The following is a 15,096-nucleotide window of genomic DNA, read 5'->3' on the forward strand; positions in this document are numbered from 1 at the left end:
ACTAAATGGGGTCTTGACCATGTGCTTGCAGGAGGGCTTTTTCTTATCATGATGAATGTCGTTGGAGAGAGGGACTGTCTTCCGCTCTGAAAAATTTGATCGCTTGCTCCAGATCCTCAACGATATCTGCCAAACGCAGGGAGTCATCGAGAAATTGCTCCGATAAAGATAAACTTTCTTGATTGGCGGCTACGGCTTGCTGTGTGCCTGATACGACTTGCTGTGCAGACGCAGACAGATTGTCTACCCGCTGTGAAATGGCTTGGCTCTGTGTCGAGATTTTTCCTGTGAGCGTTCTGATCGATTCAAATTGCGCAGTCAACGCTTCACTGAGCTGGATCGTATTGTGAAAGATAGAAGCAGCCTGGTGTAAGGTTTGAATGCCATTTACAGTAGCGTGATCGGTCGTTTGCAAGCAGGCGGCTACATGCTCCATTCGTTCTTCCCCTGATTCAATTACCTTTTGAATGCGGGCCGATGCTTCTTCGGTCTGGTCGGACAGCAAGCGAATCTCGTCTGCTACGACGCTGAAGCCGATTCCGGCTTGTCCAGCCCTGGAAGCTTCGATTCGAGCATTGAAGGACAAAAGTTTGGTTCGCTTGGAGATGGCGGAAATCAGACCGAGCATTTCGTTGATGTCGCTCATGCTTTCTCTCATGGAGGACATGGCATGCATAGAAGCTTTCATATCCTCTGAGATACTGTGCATATTTTCTTTTAGCAAATCAATGGAGGTTGCTGCTTTCGCATTTTGCTGACGTGATTCCTGGCTCTGTACGATTGCTTTTTCCATGGAGTCTGTGATTCGAGACATTTCTTGCGTGATGCCGGCCATCGTGGCGTGGATATCATCGATCTGCTCCTGCTGGTTGTCCATTTCTTGGGCAAGTCGCTCTGTTACGGATACGACTTCTGACTGCATGGCGTGAGAATGGCGAGAGCCTTTTCCCACATGATCGGCTACTTGTTTGACGTCTGAGATGACATACTGGATTTTACCGATGATCGTCCGGATTTGTTCACTCATTCGATTGAAGCTGTCGGCCAACTGGCGAATTTCATCATTGCTTTGTACGTGCATGGTTTGCAGGAGATCACCCTCGCTAAAGGCGGACATTTTTTGTTGTGCTTCCTTAATCGGCTTGATGATTCGACGTACGTACACATACAGCATGAGTGCAAGTGCAGCGAGTCCGACGAGTGAGACGGCCAAAATGGTTAGCTGAAGGCGACGGACCTCTTGCTTTACCTCGGATACCGACTGTGCGACGATCACTCCCCATTTTAGGGAGGGGTCAAATTGATAGGAGGCAAAAGAGTCCACTCCATTAATCCTGCTCGGTTCGTAGCCAGATTGACCAGCGATGACGTTTTGCACGATCGCAAGCTCTGAGAGAAGAGGGCGCTGCAACGCGTAGGACTGATCGGGATGAGCGACCAGCTTGCCTTGTTGATCAACAATCATGGCATATCCAGTTTCCCCTAGTTTAATCTGCCCGATGGATTCGCTCAGCTTCGGGACAGAGACAAATGCCACGACGACGCCTACGGGCTCCTCGTCTTCATTGCGCAAAGGGAGTGAGACGGCGATCTTGGGAAACTCCGTCTCGGAAAACTGGAAGACATCTGAGACAAAAATCCCCTGGTGTGGTTGATTCAATGCGCCCTCATACCAGTCCATTTTTCGCGGATCGTAGGAACTGTCGAGGGGTGATCCTGGAAAGGTTAAATACCGTCCGTCTGTGGTGACGATCTGTAACTCAGAAATCGTAGGATTGCTGGCAGACATATCTGTAAAAATGCCAAAGATCTGACTGTTGGTAACCGTGCTGTTTTTATAAGTGGAAGCAAATGATTGCAAGGCGGTTACGATGTCATAGACCCTGCTATGTACTTTCTGTAGAGCTGCACCTGATGCCTCGTGTAATTGCTGCTTTGTTTTTTCATTAAGCGTGGCTTCGGATTGATAGCTGATGAAGAAAGCGGCGATTGCCATCATGCAGACTACCATCCCCATAATGCCTGCGAACAGCCTGGTGAAAATTGAACGATAATGAAATGACGAGTGACCCCATAGTTTTCTTATGTCTGGCATTCATTGTTCTCCCCTTATTCTTCAAAACGTTCAGCTTCATTGTAGGGGGTACTTAGGGGGGCGTATATGCTTTACCAGCAAGATTTACCATAACTTAATGTAAAATGACCTATGTAAAAAGTCCCAAAACAAAAACTTTATCGAAACTTAATAAACATCACACGGAACCCTAACATTGGTGCGCTATAGTGGGGAAGTAAAAGGACGTAACAATCACGAAGGAGCGAAGACCGTATGAGCGTTATTTCGGTGAGAGAGTTGAATCTCTTCTACGGTAATAAGCAAGCCCTCTATCATATAAATCTGGATGTAGAGCCTGATTCCATTACAGCATTAATTGGTCCGTCCGGCTGCGGTAAGTCTACATTTTTACGGACGTTGAATCGAATGAACGATTCAGTACCGAACACCAAAATTACGGGAACGGTAAAAGTGTTCGATGAGGATATTTATAGCTCTCGCGTAGAGGTTGAGCGACTTCGCAAAAATATCGGCATGGTGTTTCAGCATCCGAATCCTTTTCCGAAGAGCATCTATGACAACATCACGTACGGGCCGAGACTCCATGGCATGAACGATCGTAACAAGCTGGACGAGTTGGTAGAGACAAGCCTCAAGGCAGCAGCCCTTTGGGATGAAGTGAAGGATGTACTGAAAAAGCCAGCAACAGGGCTTTCGGGTGGGCAGCAGCAACGCCTCTGTATCGCACGGGCACTCGCTGTTCAGCCACAGATCATTTTGATGGATGAGCCAACCTCTGCCCTTGACCCGATTTCTACTGCGAAAATCGAAGAGCTGTTGGAAGAGCTGAAGAGCCGTTATACGATTGTAATCGTGACGCACAACATGCAGCAGGCAGCTCGTATTTCGGATAAGACTGCGTTTTTCTTGAATGGAGAGCTAGTCGAGTTTGACAGTACCCCGACGATCTTCCAAAATCCTCGTGACAAAAGAACAGAAGATTACATTACCGGACGTTTCGGATAATTCAATAAGCATGAAGGTAGGAGAGCGGACTTTTCGAGGTCCGCTCTTTTTGATTTTAAAAGCGTTTATAAATGTAACCCAAATCTCTTTAATTCAATGAAAATACCTTCCAATCGTTTCCCTTTCTCCGTTAACGTATATTCCACGCGCGGAGGAACCTCTGGAAACACCTTCCTCTCCAATATGCCGTGCTCCTCCAATTCCTTCAGTCTGAGCGACAGTGTTTTGGGACTAATCCCATCCATGGATTTCAGCAGGTCGCTGAAACGCAGCGTTCCTTCGATAAGCAGGTCCCGAATGATTAAAAAGGTCCATTTGGTCCCGATTACGTCAAGCGTCTTGGCAATGGGGCAAGGCTGGCCCGGGGTTCCTTTGTTCAGTTCGATTGGCTCAAGAACATTCATCGGAATATCCTCCAAATATTTTTTAGGATTCTTTGGCCTAGTATAGCGCAATACTATCTTTTCGGAAACTATATGAATTAAATATCACTACTTCCACAAATGAAGTTAGTGTATTTACAATATAAATGTGAACCGATACTTCCACTCTAAATAAGGAGTTGATCCGAACAACATGATTCCACGCACCAAAAAAATGAGTTCGATAGCTGGTATTGCTGTCATCTTAGGGACGATGCTGTTCACAACAGCATGCGCTACTGATTCGAAAACGTCTGCTTATGATAAACAAACGCCTGTGTTGTCCGCCAAGACAGACGTCCAACTATTGAAGGATCTTCCTCAACCCGTTTCGATGACGATTGATTCCTCATTGGATTCAACGAAAGCTACCGAAATGGTACAGGCTGCTCAACGTTTCTACGGATTCTGGAACACTGGGAATGAGGAGCTCGTTGCACAAACCGTTTCCCCAAGCTTCATTGATAACACATTGCCGAAAGGAAGACCTCAAGGCCCCGATGGCTTGTTATTCGCTTCCCGCAACTTCCGTAAAGCAGTTCCCGACTTGCAATGCAAGATTGAGGATTTACTGGTAGTGGGGGACAAGGTGACAGCTCGTCTTTCCTTTACGGGTACGAGCAAAGGCGAGTTTATGGGAAAACCTTTGACCGGGAAGCCCATTCAATTTATGGCGATCGATGTTTTGCGCATCAAGGATGGGAAGCTCGTTGAGGACTGGCACCTGGAAGACAATTTGACTTTTATGCAACAAATTGGCGTCGTAAAGGAGATGTAAAAAATGAAAAAAATCCTAATCATCAATGGTCACCAAAAATATGGCTCATCAGAGGGGAAACTGAACCAAACGTTTACGGATCATATGGTGAGTCTGCTCGAAAAAGAGAACCATGTACGAACTACCATTATTCAAAACGGATACCAAATCGAAGAAGAGCACGAGAAATTTCTCTGGGCAGATATGGTCATTTATCAAACACCCATCTACTGGTTCAGTGTCCCTGGGTTAATGAAAACATATATGGATGAAGTATATGCCTACGGCTTGTTTTTCAAGGGGGCTAATCAGTACGGAAGAGGCGGTTTATTAACCGGCAAAAAATATATGTTCTCAACGACTTGGAATGCTCCAGAAAAAGCATTTAACGATCCAACCCAATTTTTTAAAGGGGAAAGCTTGGAAGATGCAATCAGCCATTTGCACCGCGTACAGGAATTTTTGGGCATGCAACCTGTAAAGAGCTTTGCTTGCTATGACGTCATCAAAAACCCGCAGATCGAGCGATTTGTATCCGAACTCGAGGCGCATCTCAAACAAGTATTGAGTTTTTAAATGAATATCTCAAAGTAAGGGGAGAGATTCTATCATGTTGCACAATCAAAAGATAGTCATCATCGGCGGAAGCTCCGGAATTGGTTTGGAGACAGCCAAACAGGCAGTAGCGCTAGGAGCAGAAGTGATCATTGCCAGCCGTTCCGAAGATAAATTGCAAAAGGCAAAAGAGAGTCTGGGCTCCAAAGCCTCGGCGTATACGCTGGATACCACCGATGAGCAGCAAGTTCAGGCCTTTTTTGAAAAAGTAGGCGCATTTGATCATCTGGTCGTCAGTGCGGCTGAAACATCTGGCGGTTCATTCCTTCAAACGGATACAGCCCAAGCACGGAAGCTGTTTGACAACAAATTTTGGGGCCAATACTACGCGGCGAAGTACGGAGCGCCGAAGATTTCAACAAACGGTTCCATCACCTTATTCTCCGGAGTCGTCGCCTACAAAGCGATGATTGGTTCGTCTGCGCTCGGCGCAGTCAATGCGGCCGTTTCGAATCTGGGGCAAACCCTCGCCTTGGAACTAGCACCAATCCGAGTGAATATCGTTTCACCTGGCATTATTGATACGCCATCACGCAGTAAAATGCCTGAAGATGTGCGCGATAATTTCTATGCAACATTGGCAGACAAGCTCCCTGTGAAACGAGTTGGACAAGCACAAGACGTCGCACAAAGCGTACTATACCTGCTCCAAAATAGTTTTGTAACCGGCACTGTTCTTCATGTAGAAGGTGGCCACATTTTACTTTAAAGGATTCCATTACCGGACGTTTCGGATCATTTTAATTTGTAGTATGGTAGGAGAGCGGACTTTTCGAGGTCCGTTCTTTTTGGTTTTTGGAAAGGAGATACATGCAATGGTTTGGATTTCATTTTTTCTTTTTCTGATCACGTTGACATTGGTCATCTGGCAACCGCGGGGGCTGTCGATTGGGTATCCGGCTGTCGGAGGAGCACTGTTGGCTTTGGCGATCGGGGTAGTCACAATAGCGGATGTCGCAGAGGTCACCTCGATTGTCTGGAATGCAACGCTCGCCTTAATCGGAATTATCATCATTTCACTTGTATTGGACGAAATCGGTTTTTTTGAATGGGCTGCGCTCCATATGGCTCGATTTGCAAAAGGGAATGGGCGGCTTATGTTCGTTTATGTCATCCTGCTTGGTTCACTCGTATCTGCCTTGTTTACGAATGATGGGGCAGCCTTGATCCTGACACCGATTGTATTGGCACAGGTGCGGGCACTAAAGCTGGATGGGAAAACGGTTTTGGCATTTGTCATGGCGAGCGGATTCATTGCTGATACGAGTTCTTTGCCCTTTGTGATTAGCAATCTGGTGAATATTGTTTCAGCTGACTATTTTGATATTGGCTTTGCTGCGTATGCGGCCAAAATGATCATTCCGACTTTGTTTTCGATTGGTGGAAGTCTGCTGGTTTTGTACCTATATTTTCGCAAAAGCATCCCGGCGCAGATTGATCTTTCCCATCTGAAAAATCCGGAGGAAGCGATTCGCGACCACAGAATGTTTCGCTTGGCGTGGCCGATTCTTGCGGTCTTGTTGATTGGTTTTTTTATGAGCGAGTCCATCCATACGCCCGTTTCTATCATTATTGCGGGGGCAGCTATCATTTTTTGCCTGGCTGCAAGAAAAAGTGAAGCGATCGCTATGCGGCGGATTATGAAAGAAGCGCCGTGGGTAGTCGTTGTTTTCTCGATCGGCATGTATGTCGTGGTGTGGGGGCTGCACAACGCGAGATTGACTGACTTGGTCAAGGACACCTTGGATTGGTTTATGGCGCATGGGTTATTGGCAACGACCTTGGGAACAGGCTTTCTCGCTGCTGTTCTTTCCTCTGTCATGAACAACCTTCCGACAGTGATGTTCAACGCACTCGCGATTGCCGGGACACAGGCAGACGGATTGTTGCGGGAAGCCATGATCTACGCGAATGTGATCGGGAGCGATTTGGGGCCGAAAATGACTCCGATTGGATCACTGGCGACCTTACTCTGGTTGCATGTTTTGGGACGTAAAGACGTGACAATTACGTGGGGACAGTACTTTCGGACGGGGGTTATTTTGACCGTACCGACATTGACGGTAACCTTGCTTGGATTGTATTTGACGTTAGTTTATTTTTCATAGGGAATGAAAAGCCTGCTGGTTAATAGTCAGCAGGTTTTTTCTATTCATCACGCTGCTTGAGTGAAATAGGCAGAATAGGACCTGGCACGGACGGAAAAAATAGGCACAACGTACGTAAAAAGGAGGATGTTTCCATGTGGCATGGCTGGCCGATCGAACGCGTACTGATACTTTTTGCTGGATTGGCGTTTGCCCTGATTGCGGTTCAGGTCACGCTTTTTCACTCCAGACAAAACTTCCGACATTGGGCAATGTGGATTCCCGTGCTTGAGCTCCCTGTATTTGCGGTTACTGCTATTGTTTTATCGTTTGTGAATGCGGGTTGGCTGCGTTGGGTGTTTGCTTTGATGATGGTGGTCGGTATGGCTGGTGGTTTGTACGGGGCCTATTTGCATACGGTCGGGGTTGGGCAGCGTGTGGGAGGTTATTCGCAAGGTCAAAATTTTCTCGTCGGTCCTCCTGTGATTCTTCCATTACTGATCACCGCAATGTCAGCATTAGGGCTTCTTGCGCTGTTTTGGTAAAAATCGTTTTCGAAGGGGTGAGAGGACATGGAGAAGCCTGGACGTTACCCATCCTATGATGTTTGGGACCAGCATACAGAGTGGGATGCTCACACAAGGAAAGTAGTAGGGGCCAGACGAATGCCCGCGATTGCCAATCAATTTTTTACGAAGCCTGAATCCTTGCTCTTACAGACAGTTGTAGGCGTATTGGTCCATGATCACCGTTTGGAGGTGCTGACCTTTGTGGTCGAGCATCTGGATAATACGACGGCTAGTAATATTGGCGAGTCGCAACGAAAGGTCGGAGTTCCACCCCAAAAAGAGCTCTATCGCTCGGGCTTGAAAGGGATTGATGCGGAGAGTCATGCCGCTTATGGAACTGATTTTGTTGCGTTGAAGCTAGACCAGCAGGAAGCCGTTCTTCAGCACGTCGCGAATGGGGGTATCCAAAACCAGGAGGCGTGGACAAACATGGCTCCCGCAGATTTTTTCAAGCGATTGCTGCATGACACAGTCAGTGCGTACTATTCACATCCGTTGGTTTGGTCGGATATCGGCTACGGCGGACCTGCTTATCCGCGCGGCTATGTACGGGTGGAAAAAGGATTGACGGACCCATGGGAGGCAAAAGCAAATGACGAGTCATGACCATCGTACGATTACTCATCGCCCCACTCCTGTTGATCAAAGAAAATACGCCGATGACGCAGATGTATGCATCGTAGGTGCTGGAGCGGCAGGAGGCGTACTGGCTTATGAGCTGGCAAAGGCCGGGTTGCGTGTAGTCGTACTGGAAGCAGGGCCGTTTTGGGACCCTCAACATGATTTTGCCAGTGATGAGCTGTCGATGCGGAGATTGGCCTGGCAGGAAACGAGGCTGGTAGCAGGCAATGATCCACTGCGTTTGGGACATAACAACTCAGGACGGGGAATTGGGGGAGGCACCGTGCATTTTACGGGGGTGTTCCTGCGTTTCCACGAGAGTGATTTTAAGACGAAGACCGTAGACGGCGTAGGGGAAGACTGGCCGATTACGTATCAGGACCTTGCTCCGTATTACGACAAGATTGAACGGGAGATTGCGGTCTCAGGTCCCAATCATTTTCCGTGGGGTTCCTTTCAAGGACCGTATCCGTACCCCGTTCGGGAGCCAATCAGTGCCAATGCCCAACTGTTCCGGGAAGGGTGCGAGAAGCTGGGGATCGAGAGTGTGGTCGCCCCTCTGGCGATTTTATCGGCCCCCTTTGATGGACGTCCTCCCTGTATCAATCGTGGCTTTTGCAATCAAGGGTGCATGCCGAATGCCAAGTACAGCGGGTTGATTCATCATATCCCCAAAGCGATAGCGGAGGGGGCAGAGGTGCTGTCCGACTGCATGGTGACGGAAATTTTGATGGCTGGAGACCGGGTCAGTGGCGTGTTGTTCAATCATAATGGTTTGACGCACAGGCAAATGGCTCGTGTGGTCATTTTGGCCGGGTTTGTGGTGGAGACTCCCAGATTGCTACTCAGTTCGGCGAATGCTCAGTTTCCGCAAGGGTTGGCGAATTCGAGTGGATGGGTAGGAAAAGCTATTATGCCTCACTCCAGTCATGATGTATACGGACGACTCCCGGAGGAAGTGAGATTGTATAAAGGAACACCTGTCCTTGCTTTGACCCAGCATTTTTATGAGACGGAACGGGAACGAGGATTTGCCCGCGGATATACATTGAGTGCACACGGGGCACGTCCAGTCGGGATGGCGGCTGCTATTGCTGCCGAGAGGGAAGACGGCTCGTATTTATGGGGAAAACAGCTTCGAGAAACCATGCTGGATTACAATATGTATGCGCGGATCACCTTGGTCGGGGAAGTGTTGCCTCATCCCGATAACAGAGTGACGCTCTCTGGGGAAAAAGATGAATACGGAATGCCGATCCCTACGGTAACGTTTAGTTATCAGGAGAACGACAAACAACTGTACAAGCATGCTATTGGGCAAATGAACAGGATTATAGAGGCGATGGGTGGGCAGCCAGAGCATGTGGTATCGGATACCGCTCATCTCATGGGGGGATGCCGAATGGGCAATGACAGGGAAACCTCTGTTGTGAATGAATATGGGCAGTCACATGACATACCCAATCTTTTCATAACGGGTGCTTCTACGTTCGTTACCTCGAGTGGCAGCAACCCGACAAATACAGTCATGGCGCTGGCTGCGCGCACTGCAGACAAGATCATTGAGGCGATGAAAAAGCAAGATGTATAAGTAGGGTTCACATAACTTTTGCGTTCCATCTTCCCCATCATATAAGCCATATAGTATACTGATAAACAGATATGTAAGGCAAAGGTGGGTATCCTTATGGAAATGGATTTGATGCAGGTTCTGTTTTTGTCAGAGACTTATAAGCTACTTGGTGACAAGACGCGCTTGACGATCATGGCTCTCCTGCAAGTACAGTCCTTATGTGTCCGTGATCTCGTGGAAATTTTGCAAACTTCCCAGCCCTCTGTTTCCCAACACTTGGCTAAGCTCAAAACTCATGGTTTGGTCAAAGAGCGTCGGAAGGGACCGTGGGTATATTACTCCGTTAATACAGAATGCGGTCCTGAAGTTAAGCAAATTTTGTCTAACTTGCCGGATATGTCGCCAATCGTCAAACAAAAATCAGTTGCAAGTGAACCTTCATTTGGCTGATCAGTCGTAAAAAGCGTTGGATCAATTGAGATCCAACGCTTTTTTTAGTTCTTCCTTGTCAAATCCATGAATGACCATTTGCTCGCCGTTTTCCTTTTCAATGTAGGTAACAGGTGTCATGCTGGCGCCTAATTGAATGGCTTCCTGGAAGTAAGCCTCGTTTTGTCGGATGTCTCTGTCTTCAAAAGCAATGTTGTTTGAAGTCAGCCACATTTTTTCTTCCTGACAAGGACCGCAAGTGACTTGGGTATAGATAATAACCTTGTGAGCCATACAGAATTGCTCCTTTCAAAAGCAGAGTAGAAGCCTTGCTCTTTCCAATATGAATGATCGTTCGCGACAAAGCAAGTCAACAACAACACAATTTGGAAAAATAAGGATGGATACGCACGTAGGGGGCTGTACAAATTATATTCAGTGACGTCGAGGAGGTGAAAGTAACGATGCCTAAACAAAACAAACAAGCGGGTATGGGCAAAGCGAACCAAGCTAGCCAAGCAGCAAACACTGCGACTGAATTCGCAAGTGAAACAAATGCAGCAGAGGTTCGTAGTCAGAACCAACAATCCGCACAACGCGCTGCTTCCCAAGGCGCTGCGACTGAGTTCGCAAGTGAGACAAATGTTGCGGAGGTTCGCCGTCAAAACCAACAATCGGCTGCACAACAATCTTCTGGCCAAGCTACTGAGTAGGAGCCAGCGGAAAAAGGCCCTCGCAATTTGCGGGGGTTTTCTTATTTTTACGGAAAGTCTATGCGTGGAATGTGGTTTCTATCCTCGCACTTGCAAAAGCGTGGAAGTGGATGATACTGTGATTCGTAAATCCGCCCACTAGGAGGCAATTGCTCATGATCATTGGAACAGGCGTAGACATAGTGGAAATAGAGCGCATCGCTACTTTGATAAAAAGACAAGAGAGTGCAATCAAACGCTTTTTGACCACAGATGAACAACAGCTCCTGCATGGAAAGACAGAGACGAGACAGGCGGAAATGGTTGCAGGCAGATTTGCTGCCAAGGAAGCGGGAGCAAAAGCTCTTGGCACAGGCATTGGAGCCGTACTCAGCTTTTTGGATATGGAAATCCTCCCGAATGATTCGGGCAAGCCGATCATGACCATAAAGCACGAGGTGTACAGCAAACTCGATCTGGACCCCGCTCGCGTCCATATTCATGTGAGCATTTCGCATAGCCAAACGCATGCGATTGCGCAAGTCATTGTAGAACAACGATAGATGTTTTGAACAACCTCGATAAACTTGTCTGCATATTGGGACGAGGATGGACATACATTTATATCGCGTAGATCAGGAGGGACTACCTGCTCTTACACAGGAAGGCTAAGTCTGTAGCCGATCCAAGCGATATATCGCCAACTTCGTATCCATTTGCAACCATTGACACGATGTGCGCTGCATGGGCGAGAGACTGACAGATTTCCCAGGAAATAGACAGGGATGCCCTTCTTTGTCGAAAATATTGACAAGGAGGAGTTCATTGAATGAAACGGGTAGCTTTACCACTGGTGTTATTGTTGGTTTTCACCCTGTTCCTTGGCGGTTGTTTCGGTCAGAAAACACCAGAAGATGTGGTGAGCGACCTGAACGGTACGCTGGGAAAAATGTCTGGGTACAAGTCTCAGGCTATTTTGACCATGCAGACAGGCTCTACCCCCATGGAGTACGATGTTCAGGTCTGGTATGAAAAGCCAACCAACTATCGGGTAGCTCTCACCTCGAAGCAGCGTGGCATTACACAAATCATCTTGCGAAACAATGAAGGAGTCTTTGTACTGACCCCGCATCTGAACAAGAGCTTCCGCTTCCAAAGTGGCTGGCCTGAGAACAACGGACCGTTGTATCTATACGAAACACTGGCCAAGAGCATTATCGATGACACTGAGCGCCAAATGAAGATGGAAGAAAAACAGTATGTATTCGAAGTGAAAGCGAACTACAGCGGCAATCGTTCTTTGACCAAGCAAAAAATTTGGCTGACAGAAGATTTCAAACCGACGCACGCCGAAATTATGGATGCTAGCATGAATCCGCTCGTACGGATTGATTTCACTGATTTTTCGTTCAACCCTATGTTTGACAAAGACGCCTTTGACAAAGAGCGCAACATGACAACGAGCTCGTTGACAACGATCCCAACAATGGCGAAAACAAATGGACAGGTCATGAAACAGCCGAACAGCCAATTCGGTGTCATCGTCCCTACGTATACGCCAGAAGGGGTTAAGCAAGGAGATATTGAGCCAGTTACCCGTGATGGGGAGAGGAAAGTCATCTTGACCTACAAAGGGGCCTACAATTACAAGGTAATCGAAGGACGCCCGACAGCAGCATCTGTGTCGTATGAGCAAGGTATGCCTGTGAACCTCGGCTTTACGGTGGGTGTGCTTGCGCAGACAGGTGAAAATCAGCGACTGCTGACGTGGGAGCTCGACGGCATCGAGTATACAATCGCGGGGGATCTTCCTGAGGAAGAAATGGTGAATGTCGCACAGTCGACATATGGTCTCAGCGCAAAATAAAAGTGTGGGAGAGGGGACGGTGAATGCCGTCCTCTTTTGTTTTTGCTTTAGAAAGTGGCTGTAGCGGAGGGGAAGAAGTGCATTTCCTCTACGCTTCGGCCTACGCCCTGCAAGGGGTTAGACTGTCCGCTCCAGAGGCGCTTGGACTGGAAATGCACTTCTTCCCAAGTGACTTTGTCCCACTATTTGAGAAAAATACCCCCTGTTGATACTCAAAGAATGATCTTCCTAAGTTTTTAAAGAAGCGATGAATCAAAAAAGCTGGCGAAAAGAAAAAGCACAGGGCTCGCAGACCTTGACAACGCCTACCCAGTCAGAACTTCAAAAAGAGGACCACGCTTGTCGAACACTTATTCCTTGAGAAACTTCCGCCCGTAGGGTGGCTTTGGCTCGACGGTCCTCTTTTTGGAGTGGAGACGGTCAGTGAATCCCCCACGCTGGCGTGTCAGAGTCGAAGAGAACTGTGCTTTTTCTTTTCCTCCACCATGTTGACTCAAACTAAAATGCCTTTCATAGTTTTTTACGATTTTTCCTCAAGTTTTCCTTTTTTCTCAAACGGGAATCTAAAAATACCCATGTACACTTGGTCTTGTACCAAAGAGGCAGCACACTTCACGAGAAAAGACGAAAGGGTTGAGTGTATATGTTTAGCAAAGCGAAAATGGGAATGCTGATGGGAACGATGGCAGTGGTTCTGAGTCTGGGTAGCATAGGCGGAGCAATGGCAGCCGATTCAGCAAAACCAACCTCATTAAATAAACCGGCAGAAGTAAAATTCAAAACAGGCAAGATGGGCCACCACGGTGGAGTGGGCTTCAAAGAAAACTTCAAAGAAAATACAGAGCTGCTCTCGCTGTTGAAGCTGGATGCTGACAAGCTGAAAGAAGAGCTTGCGGCAGGGAAAACAATCGCAGCGATTGCACAAGCCCAAGGAGTCGACACTGCCGATGTAGTAGCACTTCTGGTTGAACAGCAAGAGGCCAAACTGAAGGAAGCAGTAGCAGCAGGCAAGCTGAAGCAGGAGCAGGCAGATAAGCTGTCTGAAAATCTGAGCGATCGCGTAAAAGAACAGGTAGAAAACACGAAACCGGATAAAGGCTTCGGCAAAGGTGGCTCAGGCAAAGGTGGCTTCATCGGTGGCTTCGAGAAAAACGAAGAACTGCTGTCCCTTTTGAAACTGGATGCCGCTAAATTCCAAGAACAACTGAAAGCGGACAAATCGCTGGCTGCTATCGCAGAAGCTCAAGGCGTATCTGTGGATGATCTGGTGGCTTTGCTGGTAAAACAACAGGAAACCAAGCTGAAAGAGGCGGTAGCGGTAGGCAAGCTCACGCAGGAGCAAGCTGACAAGATGAATGAAAATGCGAGCGAGCGGGTAAAAGAAATGGTGCAAAACACGCATCAAGGACGTGGACCGGGTAAAGGAATGGGCTTCGAGAAAAATAATGAAGAACTGCTGTCCCTCCTCAAGCTGGATGCAGACAAACTGAAGGAAGAGCAAAAAGCAGGAAAATCGTTGGCAACCATCGCCAAGGAGCAGGGCGTAGAAGTGGATGACGTCATCGAGCTCTTGGTAGGTCAGCACGAAGCCAAGCTAAAAGAAGCAGTAAAGGCAGGCAAGCTCACACAGGAGCAAGCAGACAAGCGCAGCGAGGAATTGACAGCGATGGTGCAAAAAATGGTGGATGGTAGCTTTGAAAAAGTCGTTTTCCCAAGACATGAAAAAGAGGGAAAAGACCAGGAGAAAACCATGTAGAAAAGTCAGCAGGTGGGAGCTAATCCCATCTGCTTTTCTATTTTCTCGGGATTGGTCGATGAGGGTCGATTTGTACATAAAAACCAACGTGCGAATGAGGTGAAAGGACAATCCGCGAATTGACACACAGCGGGAAAACACGATACATTCAGAGTAACTTATTGAATGAGGTGGCATGCTTTACATGAAGAAACCGTCTAACGAAGTTTTGTACGAGGAAGCATCGACCTACAAAGACATGCTCCTGCGAAAAAGCTGGAAAATGCGCATTAACGAGACTGTCATGTTTGTGCTGGGGATGATGATTCTCGCTCAATTTTTCCCGACCAATGACACGAGATTCAAGGTGCTTGTTTTCGCCATTGCCATTGCTGTTGTTGGATTGTCTCCGTTTCTGTACAAATCGGTATTTCGTCCGGTGTACAAGCTGACCAAGACCCACCTGATTATATCCATGTCAGGACAGGAAAAGAGCTACCCGCTGTCTGAAGTCGAGCAAATTTATGAAGGCCGTCATTTTTATCGTGTAGGCGGCAAAAAGGAATCACTGATGGTTTCCAGGCAATTTCTCAGTCATTTAAATGAACGCTTGTTTTACTATAAAAAAGGGAACAAGAGGAGATAGG

17 protein-coding genes are annotated in these 15,096 nt (G+C 47.6%); 14 read left to right on the top strand and 3 right to left on the bottom strand.

Features of this window, described 5'->3' with window-relative positions; all coding sequences use genetic code 11:
* Window positions 1-46: 46 nt before the first annotated feature.
* Window positions 47-2,095, bottom strand: a complete 2,049-nt coding sequence (locus C7R92_RS21595; protein WP_106835601.1) for a methyl-accepting chemotaxis protein — start codon at window positions 2,093-2,095, stop codon at window positions 47-49.
* A 234-nt stretch (window positions 2,096-2,329) separates the two neighbouring features.
* Between C7R92_RS21595 and pstB the strand changes: the two genes are divergently transcribed.
* A complete protein-coding gene (pstB, locus tag C7R92_RS21600) occupies window positions 2,330-3,082 on the top strand; it encodes a phosphate ABC transporter ATP-binding protein PstB (RefSeq protein WP_017247280.1) in 753 nt (250 codons plus the stop codon).
* Window positions 3,083-3,147: 65 nt separating this feature from the next.
* Here pstB and C7R92_RS21605 read toward each other — a convergent pair whose 3' ends face one another.
* Window positions 3,148-3,486, bottom strand: coding sequence for a winged helix-turn-helix transcriptional regulator (locus C7R92_RS21605; protein ID WP_007721121.1), 339 nt, complete (start codon window positions 3,484-3,486; stop codon window positions 3,148-3,150).
* Between the two features lie 172 nt (window positions 3,487-3,658).
* On the opposite strand from C7R92_RS21605, the gene C7R92_RS21610 reads away from it, so the two are divergent.
* From C7R92_RS21610 to C7R92_RS21645, 8 genes are all read left to right on the top strand, one after another.
* Window positions 3,659-4,282: an ester cyclase gene (locus C7R92_RS21610; RefSeq protein WP_106835602.1), complete on the top strand. Its 624-nt coding sequence runs from the start codon at window positions 3,659-3,661 to the stop codon at window positions 4,280-4,282.
* A 3-nt stretch (window positions 4,283-4,285) separates the two neighbouring features.
* A complete protein-coding gene (locus C7R92_RS21615; protein WP_106835603.1) occupies window positions 4,286-4,837 on the top strand; it encodes an NAD(P)H-dependent oxidoreductase in 552 nt (183 codons plus the stop codon).
* Window positions 4,838-4,871: 34 nt separating this feature from the next.
* Window positions 4,872-5,585, top strand: a complete 714-nt coding sequence (locus C7R92_RS21620; protein ID WP_106835604.1) for an SDR family oxidoreductase — start codon at window positions 4,872-4,874, stop codon at window positions 5,583-5,585.
* A 106-nt stretch (window positions 5,586-5,691) separates the two neighbouring features.
* Window positions 5,692-6,984: an arsenic transporter gene (locus C7R92_RS21625; protein ID WP_069852100.1), complete on the top strand. Its 1,293-nt coding sequence runs from the start codon at window positions 5,692-5,694 to the stop codon at window positions 6,982-6,984.
* Window positions 6,985-7,118: 134 nt separating this feature from the next.
* Window positions 7,119-7,508 carry a hypothetical protein gene (locus C7R92_RS21630; RefSeq protein ID WP_106835605.1) on the top strand — a complete coding sequence of 130 codons (390 nt, stop codon included), beginning with the start codon at window positions 7,119-7,121 and terminating at the stop codon, window positions 7,506-7,508.
* A gap of 27 nt (window positions 7,509-7,535) precedes the next feature.
* Window positions 7,536-8,138, top strand: coding sequence for a gluconate 2-dehydrogenase subunit 3 family protein (locus C7R92_RS21635; RefSeq protein WP_106835606.1), 603 nt, complete (start codon window positions 7,536-7,538; stop codon window positions 8,136-8,138).
* Window positions 8,125-9,744, top strand: coding sequence for a GMC family oxidoreductase (locus C7R92_RS21640; RefSeq protein ID WP_106835607.1), 1,620 nt, complete (start codon window positions 8,125-8,127; stop codon window positions 9,742-9,744). Before C7R92_RS21635 ends, C7R92_RS21640 begins: the two co-directional genes overlap by 14 nt.
* A gap of 96 nt (window positions 9,745-9,840) precedes the next feature.
* Window positions 9,841-10,176, top strand: a complete 336-nt coding sequence (locus C7R92_RS21645) for an ArsR/SmtB family transcription factor (RefSeq protein ID WP_048036218.1) — start codon at window positions 9,841-9,843, stop codon at window positions 10,174-10,176.
* A 21-nt stretch (window positions 10,177-10,197) separates the two neighbouring features.
* Here the strand turns inward: C7R92_RS21645 and C7R92_RS21650 are convergent, their stop codons facing one another.
* Complete coding sequence (locus C7R92_RS21650) at window positions 10,198-10,449, bottom strand: glutaredoxin family protein (protein ID WP_069852108.1); 252 nt, start codon at window positions 10,447-10,449, stop codon at window positions 10,198-10,200.
* Between the two features lie 170 nt (window positions 10,450-10,619).
* Between C7R92_RS21650 and C7R92_RS21655 the strand changes: the two genes are divergently transcribed.
* From C7R92_RS21655 to C7R92_RS21680, 5 genes are all read left to right on the top strand, one after another.
* Entirely contained in the window at window positions 10,620-10,868 is a 249-nt protein-coding gene (locus C7R92_RS21655) for a gamma-type small acid-soluble spore protein (protein ID WP_069852110.1), read from the top strand.
* 155 nt (window positions 10,869-11,023) lie between these two features.
* On the top strand, window positions 11,024-11,410 hold the full coding sequence (gene acpS / locus C7R92_RS21660; protein ID WP_069852112.1) for a holo-ACP synthase: 387 nt from the start codon (window positions 11,024-11,026) through the stop codon (window positions 11,408-11,410).
* A gap of 266 nt (window positions 11,411-11,676) precedes the next feature.
* Window positions 11,677-12,714, top strand: a complete 1,038-nt coding sequence (locus C7R92_RS21665) for an outer membrane lipoprotein-sorting protein (RefSeq protein ID WP_106835608.1) — start codon at window positions 11,677-11,679, stop codon at window positions 12,712-12,714.
* A 643-nt stretch (window positions 12,715-13,357) separates the two neighbouring features.
* Complete coding sequence (locus tag C7R92_RS21675; protein ID WP_106835610.1) at window positions 13,358-14,470, top strand: hypothetical protein; 1,113 nt, start codon at window positions 13,358-13,360, stop codon at window positions 14,468-14,470.
* A gap of 184 nt (window positions 14,471-14,654) precedes the next feature.
* Window positions 14,655-15,095, top strand: a complete 441-nt coding sequence (locus C7R92_RS21680) for a hypothetical protein (protein ID WP_017247295.1) — start codon at window positions 14,655-14,657, stop codon at window positions 15,093-15,095.
* The last annotated feature ends 1 nt before the right edge of the window (window position 15,096 follow it).

The organism is Brevibacillus porteri, assembly GCF_003013475.1.
In the GTDB taxonomy this organism is placed as follows: Bacteria; Bacillota; Bacilli; order Brevibacillales; family Brevibacillaceae; genus Brevibacillus; species Brevibacillus porteri.